Below are 17,014 nucleotides of genomic sequence, written 5' to 3' on the forward strand. Positions count from 1 at the left end.
CCTTAATTGGGTTCATTCGAAATCCACTCTGTCCAAATCATGTGAATATGCTGTTGAATGGCTTCGTCACTTAATGTCTCTTGCTTGTGACGCTCATACCAGCCTAAGTAGTAATGGTACAACATCCATGATCTCTGAAAGGCTTTCTCTGGTTGCATTCCCTTCTGTATTAAAAGCTCTTTCATAAACTCCATTCTCATCTGTTCAACTTCATCGAGCAAGGAACGGTAACTATCATCCTTCAATGACAGTTTTCGCAGATAAAACAGAAAATCTCCTCGTTTCGTCTTCCCGAACATCTGGGTTAACAACTCTTTGATCCGCTCATCTGCAGCAGCATGGATGATGGACGCTGCAATCACCTGTTGTGTCGTCTGTTCCTTCCATGTCTCCACAATCTGTCTAATGTAGCTGCTGCGATTGTTAAAATACCAATAAAAACTGCTCTTACTGCACCCCAAAGAAACGGCCATTTTTTCAACTACGAGTTGATCAATTCCACCCTGTTCAAAACGTTCGATTCCTTTCCGAATCCATTGTTCTTCTGTGACAATAATTCTAGGCATCTCTCCTTCTCCCTTTCTGTACGGTGTCGTCTAGATAAGTGTATATTATAGTGTTTTCAGAGCTGTGTAAATATGGATACATAAACGCCCACTTGAAATACCTGCGAATTTGATCTATAATGCTGTAGCATATAGTGATATTCAAGGCATTGACCAAAGACATGATTTCCTTGAAGGGCCGTTCAGAGAGAAAAGACGAGGCTGAGAGCTTTTCCGGCAACCGCATGTGAAGTTACCCCTTTGTAGCCGTGACGTTGAACATGTAGCTGTGCAATCTGGCAGTGACATCAGTAAGCGCCTACCGCTTTATCCCCGTTAACGGATACCAATGGAGGGTCACGCATGTGTGCATGAGCATGTTCCGATGAACATGAATGTACGCACAGGAGCGGGCCGAACTAGGGTGGAACCACGAGCTGAACGCACTCGTCCCTTGAGGGAGAGAGGCGTTTTTTTGCGTTCAATTTTTGATATAGCACACAATTTGAATGGAGGCTTTAATCGTGAGTATTCAAGTGAAATTGCCGGATGGAGCCGTACGCGAGTACGAGCAGGGCGTAACGATCGCCGATGTGGCGGGTTCGATCAGCTCCGGGCTGAAAAAGAACGCCGTAGCAGGTAAAGTGAATGGGAAGGCTGTAGACCTGAACACCGTTTTGGACCAGAACGTTGACCTTGAAATCATTACGCTGGACGGTGCAGACGGTCTGGAAATTTATCGCCACAGTACAGCGCATTTGCTGGCACAGGCGCTCAAACGCATTTACGGTGAGAAAAATGTGAAGCTGGGTATCGGTCCGGTCATCGACAGCGGCTTCTACTATGACATTGATATCGAAAACCCCTTGTCCGTTGACGACTTGGCCAAGATTGAGAAGGAAATGACGAAGATCGCACAGGAAAATCTGCCGATTACACGTCGTGTGGTCAGCCGTGAGGAAGCCACTCGTATTTTTGGAGAGTTGGAAGACCCACTGAAGCTGGAACTGATTCGTGATTTGACGGAAGAAGCGGAAATTACAATTTATGACCAAGGCGAATTTTTTGACCTGTGTCGTGGCCCGCATTTGCCATCTACTGGCCGCATCAAAGCTTTTAAACTGTTGAGTGTAGCGGGTGCATACTGGAGAGGCGATTCCAACAACAAGATGCTGCAACGTATCTACGGAACAGCATTCCCGAAAAAAGCACAACTGGATGAGCACCTGCATTTGCTGGAGGAAGCAAAAAAACGTGACCATCGCAAGTTGGGTAAAGAGTTGGAACTGTTCATGTTCTCCGAAGAAGCACCGGGTATGCCGTTCTACCTGCCTAAAGGTATGGTTGTCCGCACTGCATTGGAAGATTACTCCCGTGACATTCAACGTCTGCATGGCTATGAGGAAGTACGTACACCGCTGATGATGAACAACCGTCTGTGGGAACAATCGGGACACTATGAGCATTACAAGGAAAACATGTACTTCTCCGAAGTGGATGAAACTACATTTGCGCTGAAACCGATGAACTGCCCAGGGCATATGCTTGTGTTTAAAAATGAGCTTCATTCTTATCGCGATCTGCCAATTCGTATAGCCGAATTTGGACAAGTGCATCGCCATGAGCTGTCCGGTGCGTTGAACGGTATGATGCGTGTTCGTACATTCTGTCAGGATGATGCGCATATTTTTGTCACACCAGGTCAGATTGAACAAGAGATTTCAGACGTAATTAAGCTGATTAACGAAATGTATAGTGTGTTTGGCTTTGACTTCACAGTGGAATTGTCCACACGTCCAGATGACTTTATGGGCGAGCCAGCACTGTGGGATCAAGCGGAACAAGCTCTGCAAAACGTGCTGGATCACCTGGGCATCAACTACCGTATTAATGCGGGAGATGGAGCATTTTACGGTCCAAAAATTGACTTCCACATTCTCGATGCGCTCAAACGCAGCTGGCAGTGCGGAACGATCCAATTGGACTTCCAAATGCCTGAAAAATTCGACCTCACTTATGTGGGCGAGGACAACCAAAAGCACCGCCCAGTCGTTATTCACCGTGCCATCTACGGTTCAATTGACCGCTTCATGGGCATCCTGACTGAGCATTTTACAGGTGCATTCCCATTATGGTTGGCTCCTGTTCATGCGAAGCTGTTGCCAGTATCCGAGAACTATATCGAGACTGCTAATGAGATACAGGATGCGTTGCTGAAAGCGGGTCTGCGCGTCGAAGTGGATACTCGCAATGAGAAGCTTGGTTATAAAATCCGCGAGGCGCAACTAGAGAAGGTTCCATATATGTTCGTTATCGGGGAAAATGAAAAAACAACCGGTACTGTAGCGGTTCGTAAACGCGGCGAAGGCGATCTGGGATCACTCAGCATTGCGGACATCGTTGAGAAAATCAGCACAGAAATCCGTGAGAAACAGTAATATTTGATCGAAAAAATGTGTAAAAGAGCCATCAAAACCATGATGAACGTGGTTTTGATGGCTCTTTTTTTGTACATTACAGAATTCAGCGTAAGACTGAACCAACGTTTTTGCAGCCTCGACGGAATTCTTAAGTTATCTTACACACAAAAACTTAGCAGGTTTGTGGCCGTGAAGTGGCGTGATCTGCGGGGAGGGAGAGTGTCTTCATGGACGACTCTTCGGATGGTTTCTCCGGGGTTTCCTCCGCATCCTGTTCCTCGCTAAGCGATAAAATTTCGCCGCGCAACTTCAGCATTTTCTGATCCAGCTCGTAGGTTGCACGTGCGGCTTCGGTCAATCCATTAACGACATGTTCAGGCACTTTCTTATCGAACTTATAATACAAAATATGCTCCATACTGGCCCAGAAATCCATAGCCAATGTACGCAATTGAATTTCAACCTTGATCCAACGTGTGCCCTCAAACAGGATCAGTGGAATTTCCACAATGACATGCAGGCTCTGATAGCCGTTGGGCTTAGGATGGGCTATATAGTCCTTGACCTCCAGAATACGAATGTCTTCCCGAGTGTGTAGATGATCCATCAGACGATAAATATCTTTCACAAAGGCGCATACCACACGCATCCCCGCGATATCATGAATTTCACGCAATATATTGTCCAAGGTCACTTCATGCCCTTTGCGCCGAACCTTTTCCACGATGCTGTGGGGCTCTTTGATTCGGGTTTTAATATGTTCAATCGGGCTAAAACCGTCTAACAGCTTCCATTCCGTCTGGATCAGCTTAATTTTATTCTTTAATTCTTCCAGAGCCAGCTGATAAAGGACGGGAATCTTTCTCCACTCCTCTAGTTGCTTGGCGTCAACACTGTTTTGATCCAGCTGTAGCTGAAATTCCTGCAAGGGTAATGGGACAGCATTCAGGTGCTTCCAATCCGGTTCATTCACAGAGCATTCTCCTAAATGAGGCTTATGATGTCCTCGATCTTTTTCGTAAAAATGCATTATCGTATACATTGTACACTATGTCAAAACCTACAGGCAAAGGAGAGACGGACAAAGAAAAAAAGAAATACGACAAGAATTATAGTGGTAAAACCGAGTAATCCGATGTATAATTACAAAAATGCTGATTTGGGGCATTTAATTCTTTGAAAAAAATCACAAATGTAGAGTATCCATCATTAGATTAAAAATATAAATTACAGAAAAGAGGAAAAGAAAAATGGCAAAAGTAGAAAGTTTTCAATTAGATCACACGATTGTAAAGGCTCCTTATGTAAGAGCAGCGGGAGTAGAGCATGACGAAAAAGGAAGCACAGTACAAAAGTATGACTTGAGATTTTTGCAACCCAATGAAGATGCACTTCCGACAGCAGCTGTACATACGCTGGAGCACTTATTAGCCACGTATCTGAGAGATGAAATCAAAGGAATTATTGATATCTCTCCTATGGGATGCAGAACGGGGTTCTACTTGATTTTATGGAATGAACATGAGCCTGAGGAAATTGCACTCGCTTTGGAAAAAACCTTGAAAAGAATTCTGGAAACGACAGAGGTCCCGGCTGTTACTGCTTTGGAATGTGGGAACTACAAGGACCACTCCCTTTTCTCTGCGCAGGAATATGTGAAAATTGTATTGGAAGCAGGCATTAGCCGCGATCCTTTCGAAAGAGTATTGTAAAATCTATGATTTCGATTGACCTATCTCATCAGACAGCGGTAGTGACAGGCGGTAAGTCAGGCATAGGCAAGGGAATTGTAGAGCTTTTCATTCAAAGCGGAGCTAAAGTGATTTCTGCTGATATCTCTTATGAAGAGCTGTATAGAGTGGTCAATCCACAGTTGGTTGAAACTCAATTGGACATATCCAAACCGGATGATATTGAAAGATGGTGCGATCTACTAATCAGCGAAGCGGGAGTTCCTGATATATTGGTGAACTGCGCGGGTACTTCTACGATGGATTATGTCATTGATAGTGAGTTAGCTGATTGGGAGAAAGTATTTTCGATCAATTCAACCGGATTATACGTAACGTCCAAGCGTTTTGCCAAAGAAATGGTGGCAGCTCGTAAATCAGGGCGAATTATTCAAATGGCTTCGCAGGCTGGAAAAAATGGATATCGGGCCATGGGCGGATACTGTGCTTCCAAACATGCGGTTCTTGGCTTGACCAAGGTGATGGCTATTGAGCTTGCCCGGCAAAATATTTTGGTAAATGCGGTCTGCCCCGGCATTGTAGAAACGCCGATGAAGCATCGTGAACGGATTGAAGGGGGCGTCATTCGCGGAATGACCGCTCAAGAAATATACGAAGAAGATTGTTCACAGGTACCTTTGGGGAGAACGGCCGAGGTGGAGGATGTCGCCAATGTGGTGCTGTTTCTGGCCAGTCCGCTCTCAGCATATATGACAGGACAAGCGATTAATGTTACAGGTGGAATGACGATGCACTAGCATACATGATCTGGGGGAAAACAACATGAAGAAATCGTTCGTTTTACTATTAGGGATTAGTTTATTATTGGTTGCCGCAGGATGCGGTAATAAAAGTTCAGACAGCAATGGCTCCAGCGCCGCTTCCGGTTCGGAAACGCAAAAAGTAGTCATCGGCTCCATGGGCTCTGACGCCCAGATCTGGAAGCATATTGCCCAGTCTCAGGCCGCCAAGGATGCCAAGCTGGACATTGAAGTGAAAGAAATTAACGGCGGAATCGAAACGAACAATGCGACCAAAGAAGGCGAAGTAGACGTGAATGCATTCCAATCGTGGGCGTACCTGGTTAGCTATAACAAAGAGAGCAAAGCTGATTTGAAGGCTATAGCCACAACCTACCTGGAACCCATGGGGATTTATTCGCAAAAATTCAAAAGCATCGATGAAGTGACCGACGGGGCTCTGGTAGCTTTGGCAGATAACCCAGCCAATACGGCAAGAGGTTTAAAGTTATTGGAAGCATCCGGTTTGATTAAGCTTAAGGCTGACTTTAATGATGCCTTGGGTACAGTCAATGATATTACTAGCAATCCTAAAAACCTGAAATTTGAACTAATTGATGACAAAACAGGACCACGAGTGATTCAAGATGTAGGCTTGGTGCTAATTGGGAATACGATTGCTTTAGAAGGGGGCCTAAATGTACTGAAAGATTCCTTGTTCCATGAGGAGATCAGTCAGGCAACCAAAAATAATATTAACGTTCTGGTTACTTCATCTGATAAGGCGAATGACAAAGGGCTGCAAAAGTTAGCGGATCTCTATCATAACGAGGATACTCAAAAATACATTAAAGATGAATTTGGCGGCACCAAAGTAGAGGTTAAAGAGCCGGTTTCTTATTTGGAAGGACAAACTACAACAAAATAAACTTATGAGATCAGCCAGTTTTTCTGGCTGATCTTTTTTGTTCGTAAGAGCCCCGTACCGGTAGTCGGGTAGAAGTCATCTCTGCTCTTAGACTCCACGCCGAATATGTGACAAGCGTTGAGTTGATGTCTCCCATCTTCCACATGAGCCAGTGATTGTATTTTTAGTAGTCGACTTGAGTTTGAGTATGGGTTTCGGTTCGATAATGTTTGGGGGAGAGTCCCTTTACCTTTTTAAAAATTTTTGAGAAGAGTAAAGGGTCGTTATAGCCGACTGAACGGGAAATATCACCGATCGAAAGTTCAGCGTTTCCCATCATTTCACATGCTCTGTTGATCCTATAGCGAACCAAATAATCCTGAATACTTGTGTTCACTTGTTGTTTGAATAACGAACATAAATAGCTTCGATTGAGTCCGATAAAATTTGCAATGTGCTCAATGGTAATTTTCTGAGCATAATTCATTTCGATAAAATCCTTCACTTTTTCCACGTAAATTTCCGACCGGCTTTCCTTTTGTTCGAGAGGTGTTACCGGACCGAATTCTATAAGCTCCGATATCATTAAGCAAAGCAGACCGGTCAGTCTGGTTTCCCGAGCTTTATGGCATTCACTTGATTCGTTCATTCGCTGCAAATACTGATGAATCAAATGGTCTCCTTCAAAGTTGAGGATTGGACGCGTCATCGTTAGACCTGCTTGCTTGAGGAGTGTTTCTGCCAGTGCCCCGTCAAATCCAAACCAGCAATAAGACCAAGGATTCACTACATCGGCTTGATAATAAGTAATGACCTGGGGGCAGATTAGAAACCACTGTCCTTTCCGCAAGCGATAACTGAACCCACCGACCTCGAAGGTACCTTCTCCGTCCAAAATATAATGAAGCAGATAGTGATCTCTTATCGCAGGTCCAAAAAAGTGACTCGGTATGCATTCCTCTATGCCAAACTGAGTTAGATACAATTCAGAATGCTGTTTACTACGCGGCAAATATTCTATCACGCTAAATCTCCTTATGTAAATTATCAAGCATTATAACATAAATAGTGAGCACCATGCCATGTACTTCATATCTAAAGTTAATATATCATTTCTATAGAACCTATTGCGAATATTATGAGGAGATTATCAAGCTTTACACCATGTGAACTTAGTTGATGGCTGCTACAAAAAGGTTCTTCTATGTACCTTTTTAGGTGCGGATTTCCGAGAGGTATGATCTAGAGGAAGGGGTTATTTTTCCATGGGTATCATTGTTCAAGAGCAAACGGGGCTGTTTCATTTGCAGTCGTCGGACATGAGTTATATTATTCAGATTGTAGATGGATTTCCTGTACATGTATATTGGGGAGGCAGGCTGAAGCACCGTGAACCCATGGCCGATCTATTGCTTCACACTCCTGCGATGGTTGGATTGGATCGGTTGCCGCAAGAATATCCGCAGTATGGGAGCGGGGACTTCCGTAACCCGGCGTATCAAGTAGAGCTTGAGGATGGAACTCGTATCACGGAGTTAAAGTATAATGGCTACCGAATCACTAAGGGAAAGCCATCATTAACCGGGCTTCCGGCCGTATATACCGAAAATGAAGGCGAAGCGGATACGTTGGAACTGGAGTTACAAGATGACTTTTCAGGCCTTAAAGTTGTTCTTCTTTATACCGTCTTCACGGATCGAAACGTAATCGCTCGTTCGGCTCGTTTGAGTAATGCGGGAGCCAAGAATCTTCGGCTTCTCCGTGCTCTAAGTGCCAGTGTCGATTTTTCAGGTAAAAGCGATTTAGAGTTCATGTATCTTTCGGGAGCATGGGCTCGGGAGGGGAATATTACCCGCAAACCGATTCTTCAAGGTGAAACCCGAATTGATAGTAAAAGGGGCATGAGCAGCCATCAACTCAACCCTTTTGCTGCATTGGTCACTCGGGGAACAACGGAAAGCTATGGTGAGGTATTCGGCTTTAGCCTCGTGTACAGCGGGGGCTTTGAGGCGGGAGCAGAAATAGATTCATTCGGCTCTACACGGTTTAGCATCGGCGTGAACTCCTTTGATTTTTCGTGGTTACTGAGCCCAGGGGAGAGCTTCCAAACGCCAGAAGCCGTTATGGTTTACTCCGGTCAAGGACTGGGAGATATGTCGCGGACGTATCATCGCTTGTATCGGACTCGACTTTGCCGAGGGAAATACCGGGATGAAGAACGCCCTATTCTGGTCAATAACTGGGAAGCTACCTATTTTGACTTCAATGCAGATAAGTTGGTATCGATAGCGAAGGAGGGGGCAGAGCTAGGCATCGAACTTTTTGTCTTAGATGACGGTTGGTTCGGAAAACGGGATTCCGACAATTCGTCTCTCGGCGATTGGTACGAGGATCGTCGGAAGCTGCCAGACGGACTCGCGGATGTCGCGAACCGTATCAATCGGCTGGGCCTTAAGTTCGGGCTCTGGTTTGAGCCAGAGATGATCTCTCCAGACAGCGAGTTGTACCGGGAGCATCCAGATTGGTGCCTTCACGTTCCAGGACGGCGACGCAGTGAAGCCAGATGGCAGTTGGTGCTGGACTATACTCGCAAGGAAGTACGCGATTACATCTACGATTCGCTGGCTGCCATTTTCTCCAGCGCCCCAGTTTCTTACGTGAAATGGGATATGAATCGCTGCCTGACGGAAATCGGTTCCGCAGCTCTGCCGCCGGAGCGCCAATCTGAGACTGCCCATCGCTATGTTCTTGGATTGTATGAGCTGCTGGAGCGCGTCACCACCGAATTTCCGCATATTCTTTTCGAGAGCTGTTCAAGTGGCGGAGGACGTTTTGACCCAGGCATGCTTTACTACATGCCTCAAGTCTGGACTAGTGATAATACCGATGCGGTGGAACGCCTGAAGATTCAATATGGAACTAGCCTTGTCTATCCTGTAAGCGCCACCGGAGCGCATGTGTCAGCAGTTCCGAACCATCAAGTTGGACGCATAACACCCCTTGATTTTCGAGGTGATGTGGCCATGTCCGGAAATTTTGGATATGAGCTTGATCTCACGAAATTCACCGATGAGGAAAAAGAGACGGTCAAACGCCAAATCGCAGTATATAAGCAGATACGTGGCTTAGTTCAGAAAGGTGACTTGTATCGTCTAAAGAGCCCGTTTGAAGATAACGAATCGGCTTGGATGTTTGTTTCTGAAGACCAAGAGGATGCCATCGTCTACTATTTCCAAGTGATGGCTGTTCCGAACGCGCCTTGGCGAGCCCTGCGCCTTGACGGACTAAATCCAGAGCTCGAATATGAAGTTAAGTCAGGAAATAGCGGGCAAAAGTCTATCCATGGGGGGGATCGGCTTATGAAGTTGGGCCTCCCTCTTCTCTACAGACAAAAAGACTATGAAAGTGGATGGTTCAGGCTTCGGGCAATAAAGCCCGGTAAGGCTTAAAGGACAGTACAACTGCCGAAAGAGAAAAAATCGATTGAGTTATGCCCCTTTTTGTATGAAAAGGGGCATTTTGCGTGCAGCAGCAGTACTGATCGAGGAGGGGGAAGCCATGTTTTTCATACGAATGATGAATGACATGAAACTGAGGAAGAAGATGACGCTTACATTTATTTCGGTAACTGTTCTTCCCTTGCTGTTATGTGGTCTGTTTCTGACTGGGAAGCTTCGAGAGATCGCCATTAAGGACGCCTTTATGCAAGTGTCCAACAATGTCGAGCGGGTCCGAAATCGTACAGAAGAATTGATCAAAGTGCCGCTGGACATCTCGTACCGGCTGACCAATGACAATCGGATGAAAATGGTAGCCAGCCAGAAGTATGACAGCTACATCGAAGTCATTCAGGCATACCGGGAGTATACAGGTATTCGTGACTACCTCCAGTTGTACAAAGAGATATCCGGCATCCGTGTCTATGTCTCTAATCCTGGAGCACTTAATAATTGGGAATTTATCCAACCGGATGATAGGATCACAACCGCAGATTGGTACAAGGAGGCCATCGCGCAGAAAGGATTGGCCGGCTGGAATTTAATCAAGGATGAGAGGGACGATGCTGATTATCTCAGCTTGATTCGTTCATTTTCAGTGGATTCACCAGGGCGAAAAGGGATTCTGGTCATAAATGTTAACCAGCGCCAATTAAATTCAATCCTGAATCAGGAATCGTTCCCTACCTTAATCGTGGATAACCGGAATCAGATTGTCGCGTCCAATGAAGCAGAGTTGTTTGGGAAGAATCTTTCTGAAATTCATGCCGACGAAAATATACTTTTCCAACAGGAAGGAAGTTACAACACACTCATTAACGGAAAAGCATCGAAAGTGGTGATCGCAAATCTAACTCCACAGAACAGTTGGAATGGACTTCGCATTATTTCCATTTTTTCCGTTTCTGAGATTACCCGAGATGCTAATCAAGTGATATGGCTTGGCGGAATCGCGATCACAGCCAGCCTGATATTTGCAGCCTTGCTTATCTATGCTTCTGCTTCGCTATTATCCAGAAGGCTTCTTCGCTTGAGCAAGCATATGACCCAAGTAGGGGCGGGCTCATGGGAAACCTATCTCCATATCGATGGGAAAGATGAAGTGGGGCTATTATCGAGGGAATTTAACGCGCTCGTCAGTAGCGTGAACGATTTGGTTCAGGAGGTTCAAGAGACGAATCGCCAGAAAAGTCTCGTGGAGCAAAGACAAAACGAGATCAAGTTCAAAATGCTGGCAAGCCAGATCAATCCGCATTTTCTCTTCAATTCTTTGGAGTCTATCAGAATGGAGGCCCACATTCGCCAACAGGACGATATCGCTAAAGCAGTCTGGCAGTTGAGCGCGTTGTTGCGCAGCAGTCTGGAGGCTGGTAACGACAAGATTCCACTGCGTAAAGAGCTTGAGCAAGTGTGCTGTTATCTTGATCTTCAAAAGTTCCGATATGAAGACCGTTTGAATTATCGTTTAACGTTTGATCCGAATTTGGAGGAGATGTTGGTCCCGCCGTTGATTATCCAACCATTGGTGGAAAATTCCATTGTACATGGTCTGGATAATCAAGCAGAAGGAGCTGTCATTGAAGTGAAAGTTAAGGAAATCCCGGAGGGGGTTCGAGTTATGGTATGTGACAACGGCGCTGGTTTCACGGCCGATCGTCTCGCCCTAGTACAAGCAGAGCTTGCTGCATCCGTACATGAACAGGAGGTCCAGCGAATTGGACTACGAAACGTAAATGATCGTTTAGTCTTACTGTATGGGACCTCAAGTGCTTTACATATTGAGAGCGAGCCTGGTAAAGGCACTTGTATTCAGTTTTTCATACCTGGAGGTGAATCCAAATGATTAAGGTAGTCATCGTTGACGATGAGCCGAAGCTTCGTCAAGGGCTTCAAACGCTGATCCCATGGGAAAGCCTCGGATTTATCGTTACAGCTACGGCAGCCAATGGAAAAGAAGCACTGGAAGTCATCGAGGAAAAAGCCCCTGATGTCGTAATCGTCGATATCCGCATGCCGGTTATGGATGGCCTACAGTTGATTGAGCACTTGAGATCCAACGGTCATCATTTGCACTTTATGATCCTCAGTGGATATGCCGACTTTGAGTATGCCAAACAAGCGATCAAATATGGGGTATTCGGCTATCTCGTTAAACCGGTCGACATTGATGAAATGTCGTCCAGTTTAAAACGGATACGCGAGCGGATCGAAGAGGAGCGTCTTCAAGGGGAGTGGCGTAAGAGAGAGGTTATAAATCGGGATTTATACCTGCATAGCCTGCTCGTCCCTCAAGAGAGAACTGAAGATCCGGCCAAGTTGAGAAGTAAGGCAATAGAAGCGGATTTGTTGTGGAGCAACTACGAAGTCGTGGTCGTCTACCCGCGTGTTTCTGAAGTGGACCGTTCTGATGTCGCATACCAGCTTTCGAATGGATTGAAGGCAAAGATCGAGGGGCAGATGATGGGGCTTGTCACAGTAATCCCACCGTATACAGTCCTGTTGCTCAACGCGCCGTTGCGTGGAAGAGAACGGCGTGAAATTCTGCACAATGAGATTCGTAATGCTGCGGATAATGTTAGGTTCGTCGCTGCAACCGGAGGGGCAGTATCTGCTCCTGAAGATATTTGTAAATCTTTTTTAAAGGCCCAGGAAGCGGTAAAACAATCCTTTTTCAGTGAGAAGAACCGACTGCTAGGTCCGTATCCTTTCTTTTCTACTGCGCTGGATTCCCCCCGATTATCTGCTGATAAAGCTGAGGAAACGATGGAGGAATTCATCTTCCGCCTGTATTACAGTCTGGAAGTAGGAAACCAAACCGCAATACTGCCATTATTGAACGAGGCGGCTGCATTTTTTCTCCAACAGGGGCAAGATGAGAAGTCAATCAAAGAGTCGTTCTTTTTTATGTCAAATGCGGTCATTCATAAGCTGACCGCGGGTTTCTGTATCGAGTTGAAAGAGACGGAGGAAGTTTCCCGTTTTTTGAATGGGATATACCAGCATGATCATTTACATGATCTTTTGGAAGAGACCTACCGTTTCCTGCTAGCTTTGGCGAAAGACTCCGAACCTCGTGGAAAGGAGCAGGAATTCAAAAAAATGATCGACTTCATTCACAGTCATTATACAGACAACCTGAAGCTGGAAACGCTGGCTGGACTACTAAACTATAGTACTGCCTACTTAGGCCAGCTATTCAAGAACAAGACTGGGGAGTACTTTAACACCTATCTGGACAGAGTCCGTATCCACAAGGCAAAGGAGTTGCTGGACCAGGGAATGAAAGTTTACGAAGTCGCTGAAAGCGTCGGCTATACAAGTGTTAACTACTTTTATAGCAAGTTCAAAAGGTACGAAGGCTGTTCACCGTCGGAATATAGAAATCCATAATTTGTGGATGATTTTTCCCGAAATCCGTTGTATGGGCTCTGACTCTCCTCTGTTTTATGATGGATTTAAGAGAGGGGATGAAAAAAATGAAAGCGGTAACAGCAAATTCGGAAAACGTATACAAAAAACCGAAGCGGAATGCTTGGAAGGTATTTAAAAGCCAAAGGTATCTTTATTATATGTCCATTCCGTTTGTGATCTGGGTCTTCATCTTTCAGTATTTGCCGCTATGGGGCTGGACAATGGCATTTCAGAAATACAGACCTGGTTTGAGTTTTTTTGAACAGAAGTGGGTGGGCTTGGAGCATTTTCGTACTTTGTTCCAAGATGATCATTTCTACCAAGTACTGCGGAACACGCTGGCTATGAGCCTTATGGGACTGGTCGCTGGTTTTATTGTACCCGTTGTCTTTGCTCTATTGCTCAACGAGGTCCGCATACAAGTGATAAAACGATTTGTTCAAACCGTATCTTATCTGCCGCACTTTGTTTCATGGGTGGTTGCTGCAGGCATTGTCACCAAAATGCTTTCAGCGGATGGCGGTGTCGTAAACGATATGCTCATGGGTCTAGGCATCATCGATCAGCCAGTCCAGTTTATGGCCCAAGGTAAATTATTTTGGTGGGTTGTAACTTTCGGAGACATCTGGAAGGAAACGGGGTGGAACGCCATTATTTATCTGGCTGCCATCGCCGGTATTGGTCCTGAATTATACGAGGCTGCGCGGGTGGACGGCGCTAGCCGATTACAGCAAATGTGGCATATCACGCTGCCGGGGATCCGGCCGACTATTATCATTCTCCTAATTATGTCTATTGGTCATCTGCTCGGTACAGGATTCGAGAAACAATTTCTGCTGGGCAATCACCTGGTCATTGATTACTCTGAAGTACTTGATTTATATGCGCTTAATTATGGTCTGGCAATGGGACGTTACTCTTTCGGAACGGCCATTAATATTTTTAATTCGGTGATAAGCCTGATCCTATTGTTTGCAGCTAATGGAATCTTTAAGCGCTATACCAACGAGAGCATTATGTAAGGAGGAGAATGGACATGGAGGCTGTCAAAAGCACTACGCCGGTCGGCGGATTAAACAACAAGCTTCAGGCGAAATCACTACAAGACCGAATCCTGGGGGTAGTTGTTTATGTTTTCATGATTGTGGTCACCGTTCTGACGATCTACCCGTTCTTAAATGTGCTAGCTATCTCTTTTAACGATTCGGTAGACACCATTAGAGGTGGGATCACCATCTGGCCAAGGCAATTTACGTTGAAGAATTACGACTTGATTTTCACCTATGAGGGGTTAATCACTGGATTCAAGATCTCCTTTCTGCGAACCGTCATTGGCACCGTAGCGGGCTTGGTCAGCGGCTCGATGCTTGCCTATACGCTTGCACGAAGTGATTTTCAAGCTAGAAGGTTCATCTCCATCTTTCTGGCCGTCACCATGTATGTTTCTGGAGGGTTGATTCCAGGTTTTATCCTGATGAAGGAATTGCATTTAATTGATACATTTGCCGTCTATATTTTACCAGGTCTTGTAAGTGCGTTTAATGTCTTCATTATTCGATCCTTCATTGATGGTCTGCCTTATGCGTTACAGGAATCAGCCAAGCTGGATGGTGCCAACGATTTCACGATCTACTGGCGCGTTATTCTTCCTCTTTGCAAACCGGCATTAGCGACCGTAGCGCTCTTCTTGGCAGTTGGGCAATGGAACTCTTGGTTCGATACTTACCTGTTTAATGGGTCCAACGAATCGTTGACGACCCTGCAATATGAATTGATGAAAATTCTGCAAAGTACGACAACAAGCGCAACCAATTCCCAGGACGCTGCCAATATGGCGGAGCGTATGGCACAGGTATCCCCGGAATCGGTCAAAATGGCAATCACCATCATTGTTACTGTGCCAATTCTTATTGTCTATCCTTTTCTACAAAAATATTTTGTTAAAGGTATGACGCTCGGGGCGGTAAAAAGCTAACACGACGCAACATTCATTATAATGGGAGGTTTTGCTCCATGAAGCCAAGAAAAAATAGAATGGTCGTATCTTTCGTAATGTCACTGACTTTAGTCGCGACCCTTGCAGGGTGCAGCGGTAATAATCCGTCTGAGGCTACCAAGGCCGTAACAACAGGAGACATCACACTTACTTATTTCTCGGAAGACTCCAGCACAAATTGGAATAGCATGAAGGATGAAGTCGGTAAGGTCATCGCTGAAAAAACCGGAGTAACTCTAGATGCTGAATTCGCTGTCGGAGACCCGGTCCAAAAGATTTCGTTGATTGCAGCCACAGGAAACTATCCTGATTTGATCGCTGCTAAGGCGGATGTCGGCAAACTTGTCGATGCTGGCGCAATCATTGATTTGACGGATTTGATCGACAAGCACGCACCGAACATCAAAAAAATGCTGGGTGACAAGCTTGTTCGGACAAAGTACAGTTTGGACGACCCATCGATCTATGTGATTCCGACCTGGTCCGCTGTCGAGGAGAAAAAAATTAAACCCGACGTAGGATTTAAACTCCAGCATCGTGTCGTCAAGGAAGCGGGATACCCCGACATTCGTACGGTACAGGATTTTGAAAAAGTCATTAAGGACTATATCACCAAGCATCCGACGGACGAAAATGGCAACAAAAATATTGGACTGTCCCTAAATGCGGACGATTGGCATATGTACCAGGTAACGAACTCAGGATTCCAAACGACCGGGGGGCCAGACGATGGCGAATACTACATCGATCAAAAAACACACCAAGCGACTTATCATTTCCGCCGACCGGAAGAAAAGGAATATTTCCGCTGGTTGAATCACATGAACTCCATTGGATTGCTGGACCCAGAAAGCTTCGTACAGAAGACAGACCAGTTTAAAGCGAAGATAGCTTCAGGACGTGTACTGGGCTTGGCCGATCCAGAGTGGGACTATGGCGACGGACAAAATGCGCTGAAAGCGGAGGGCAAATTCGACCAAACATACGGTCATTATCCAGTCACCATGAGCAAGGAGTATAAGGATACCAATTTCTGGCTTCCTGGCTTTGATGGGGGGTACGGAATCTCAATCTCTAGTAAGTGCAAGGATCCGGTACGCGCTATCCAGTTTCTCGACTTTCTAGCATCGGAAGAAGGGCAAGTCCTGAATAACTGGGGAATTGAAGGAAAGCATTACACGATTAAAGACGGCAAACGGACGATTAGTCCGGCTGTACTTGAACGGATGAACAATGACAATGCAGCTTTCCAAAAAGAGTCTGGAATCGGTCTATATTGGAACTTGTCGGTCCATTATGGTGATGGCATCAAGGATTTAACAGGCAACTATTTTACTCGTAGTTATCCGGAACTGCTAACAGCGACTTACAACAAATCGGAGAAGGAAGTCCTGAAGGCCTATAAGATCGAGCACTGGAAAGATCTATTCCCAAAAGAAGAAGAATTCCAACCGAGAGCATACGGAGCAGCCTACACGATGTCTCTCCCCAATGACGATCCGGCTGTTATTCTCGGAGCCAAGATGAAGGATATTACATGGAAACGAATTCCGGAGGCTGTCATGGCTAAGCCGGAAAACTTCGATAAGGTTTGGGATGCCTATATGGCAGAGCTGGAGAAAGCCGGAGTACAAGAAATGGAACAATCCTTTACCAAACATATTCAAAACCGGATTAAGCTATGGTCCACCAATTAATTCGTTTTGCATAAAGAACGGGTCCGTTTCCACTTTCCAATTGGAGAGGAGACGGTCTTTTTTCATTAAGG

General features: G+C 45.5%; 13 protein-coding genes. 10 read left to right on the forward strand and 3 right to left on the reverse strand.

Annotated features, from left to right (window positions below; translation table 11 throughout):
* Positions 1-2: 2 nt before the first annotated feature.
* Positions 3-566 carry a TetR/AcrR family transcriptional regulator gene (locus tag MKY98_RS02695; RefSeq protein WP_069010815.1) on the reverse strand — a complete coding sequence of 188 codons (564 nt, stop codon included), beginning with the start codon at positions 564-566 and terminating at the stop codon, positions 3-5.
* 503 nt (positions 567-1,069) lie between these two features.
* On the opposite strand from MKY98_RS02695, the gene thrS reads away from it, so the two are divergent.
* The gene (thrS, locus tag MKY98_RS02700) at positions 1,070-2,983 is read left to right on the forward strand and encodes a threonine--tRNA ligase (RefSeq protein ID WP_069010817.1); all 1,914 of its coding nucleotides are present in this window, start codon (positions 1,070-1,072) and stop codon (positions 2,981-2,983) included.
* Between the two features lie 154 nt (positions 2,984-3,137).
* Here the strand turns inward: thrS and MKY98_RS02705 are convergent, their stop codons facing one another.
* A complete protein-coding gene (locus tag MKY98_RS02705) occupies positions 3,138-3,938 on the reverse strand; it encodes a GTP pyrophosphokinase (RefSeq protein ID WP_029515968.1) in 801 nt (266 codons plus the stop codon).
* A gap of 277 nt (positions 3,939-4,215) precedes the next feature.
* On the opposite strand from MKY98_RS02705, the gene MKY98_RS02710 reads away from it, so the two are divergent.
* From MKY98_RS02710 to MKY98_RS02720, 3 genes are read left to right on the forward strand one after another with little or no spacing between them, the layout of a single operon-like run.
* Positions 4,216-4,677, forward strand: a complete 462-nt coding sequence (locus tag MKY98_RS02710; RefSeq protein ID WP_029515967.1) for an S-ribosylhomocysteine lyase — start codon at positions 4,216-4,218, stop codon at positions 4,675-4,677.
* A gap of 5 nt (positions 4,678-4,682) precedes the next feature.
* A complete protein-coding gene (locus MKY98_RS02715; protein WP_069010818.1) occupies positions 4,683-5,453 on the forward strand; it encodes an SDR family NAD(P)-dependent oxidoreductase in 771 nt (256 codons plus the stop codon).
* Positions 5,454-5,478: 25 nt separating this feature from the next.
* Entirely contained in the window at positions 5,479-6,363 is an 885-nt protein-coding gene (locus MKY98_RS02720) for a MetQ/NlpA family ABC transporter substrate-binding protein (protein ID WP_023986814.1), read from the forward strand.
* A 163-nt stretch (positions 6,364-6,526) separates the two neighbouring features.
* Here the strand turns inward: MKY98_RS02720 and MKY98_RS02725 are convergent, their stop codons facing one another.
* The gene (locus tag MKY98_RS02725) at positions 6,527-7,366 is read right to left on the reverse strand and encodes an AraC family transcriptional regulator (protein ID WP_069010819.1); all 840 of its coding nucleotides are present in this window, start codon (positions 7,364-7,366) and stop codon (positions 6,527-6,529) included.
* Positions 7,367-7,607: 241 nt separating this feature from the next.
* Here MKY98_RS02725 and MKY98_RS02730 point away from each other — a divergent pair, with 241 nt between their 5' ends.
* From MKY98_RS02730 to MKY98_RS02755, 6 genes are all read left to right on the forward strand, one after another.
* Entirely contained in the window at positions 7,608-9,791 is a 2,184-nt protein-coding gene (locus MKY98_RS02730; protein ID WP_069010820.1) for an alpha-galactosidase, read from the forward strand.
* Between the two features lie 109 nt (positions 9,792-9,900).
* Positions 9,901-11,682: a cache domain-containing sensor histidine kinase gene (locus tag MKY98_RS02735; protein WP_069010962.1), complete on the forward strand. Its 1,782-nt coding sequence runs from the start codon at positions 9,901-9,903 to the stop codon at positions 11,680-11,682.
* Positions 11,679-13,229: a response regulator transcription factor gene (locus MKY98_RS02740; protein WP_069010821.1), complete on the forward strand. Its 1,551-nt coding sequence runs from the start codon at positions 11,679-11,681 to the stop codon at positions 13,227-13,229. Before MKY98_RS02735 ends, MKY98_RS02740 begins: the two co-directional genes overlap by 4 nt.
* Before the next feature lie 86 nt (positions 13,230-13,315).
* Entirely contained in the window at positions 13,316-14,272 is a 957-nt protein-coding gene (locus MKY98_RS02745; RefSeq protein ID WP_069010822.1) for an ABC transporter permease, read from the forward strand.
* Positions 14,273-14,286: 14 nt separating this feature from the next.
* Positions 14,287-15,225: a carbohydrate ABC transporter permease gene (locus MKY98_RS02750; RefSeq protein WP_064796667.1), complete on the forward strand. Its 939-nt coding sequence runs from the start codon at positions 14,287-14,289 to the stop codon at positions 15,223-15,225.
* 38 nt (positions 15,226-15,263) lie between these two features.
* Positions 15,264-16,943, forward strand: a complete 1,680-nt coding sequence (locus MKY98_RS02755; RefSeq protein WP_208332384.1) for an ABC transporter substrate-binding protein — start codon at positions 15,264-15,266, stop codon at positions 16,941-16,943.
* Positions 16,944-17,014: the final 71 nt, after the last annotated feature.

It is taken from the genome of Paenibacillus sp. FSL M8-0228 (assembly GCF_038007385.1).
Classification (GTDB): Bacteria; Bacillota; Bacilli; order Paenibacillales; family Paenibacillaceae; genus Paenibacillus; species Paenibacillus polymyxa_D.

Bases quoted from the DNA above. Each gene is read 5' to 3' on its own strand.
- MKY98_RS02715 (WP_069010818.1), top strand. From the start codon at position 4,683: ATGATTTCGATTGACCTATCTCATCAGACAGCGGTAGTGACAGGCGGT.
- MKY98_RS02745 (WP_069010822.1), top strand. From the start codon at position 13,316: ATGAAAGCGGTAACAGCAAATTCGGAAAACGTATACAAAAAACCGAAG.
- MKY98_RS02730 (WP_069010820.1), top strand. From the start codon at position 7,608: ATGGGTATCATTGTTCAAGAGCAAACGGGGCTGTTTCATTTGCAGTCG.
- MKY98_RS02720 (WP_023986814.1), top strand. From the start codon at position 5,479: ATGAAGAAATCGTTCGTTTTACTATTAGGGATTAGTTTATTATTGGTT.
- MKY98_RS02740 (WP_069010821.1), top strand. From the start codon at position 11,679: ATGATTAAGGTAGTCATCGTTGACGATGAGCCGAAGCTTCGTCAAGGG.
- MKY98_RS02710 (WP_029515967.1), top strand. From the start codon at position 4,216: ATGGCAAAAGTAGAAAGTTTTCAATTAGATCACACGATTGTAAAGGCT.
- MKY98_RS02695 (WP_069010815.1), bottom strand. From the start codon at position 566: ATGCCTAGAATTATTGTCACAGAAGAACAATGGATTCGGAAAGGAATC.
- MKY98_RS02750 (WP_064796667.1), top strand. From the start codon at position 14,287: ATGGAGGCTGTCAAAAGCACTACGCCGGTCGGCGGATTAAACAACAAG.
- MKY98_RS02735 (WP_069010962.1), top strand. From the start codon at position 9,901: ATGTTTTTCATACGAATGATGAATGACATGAAACTGAGGAAGAAGATG.
- MKY98_RS02755 (WP_208332384.1), top strand. From the start codon at position 15,264: ATGAAGCCAAGAAAAAATAGAATGGTCGTATCTTTCGTAATGTCACTG.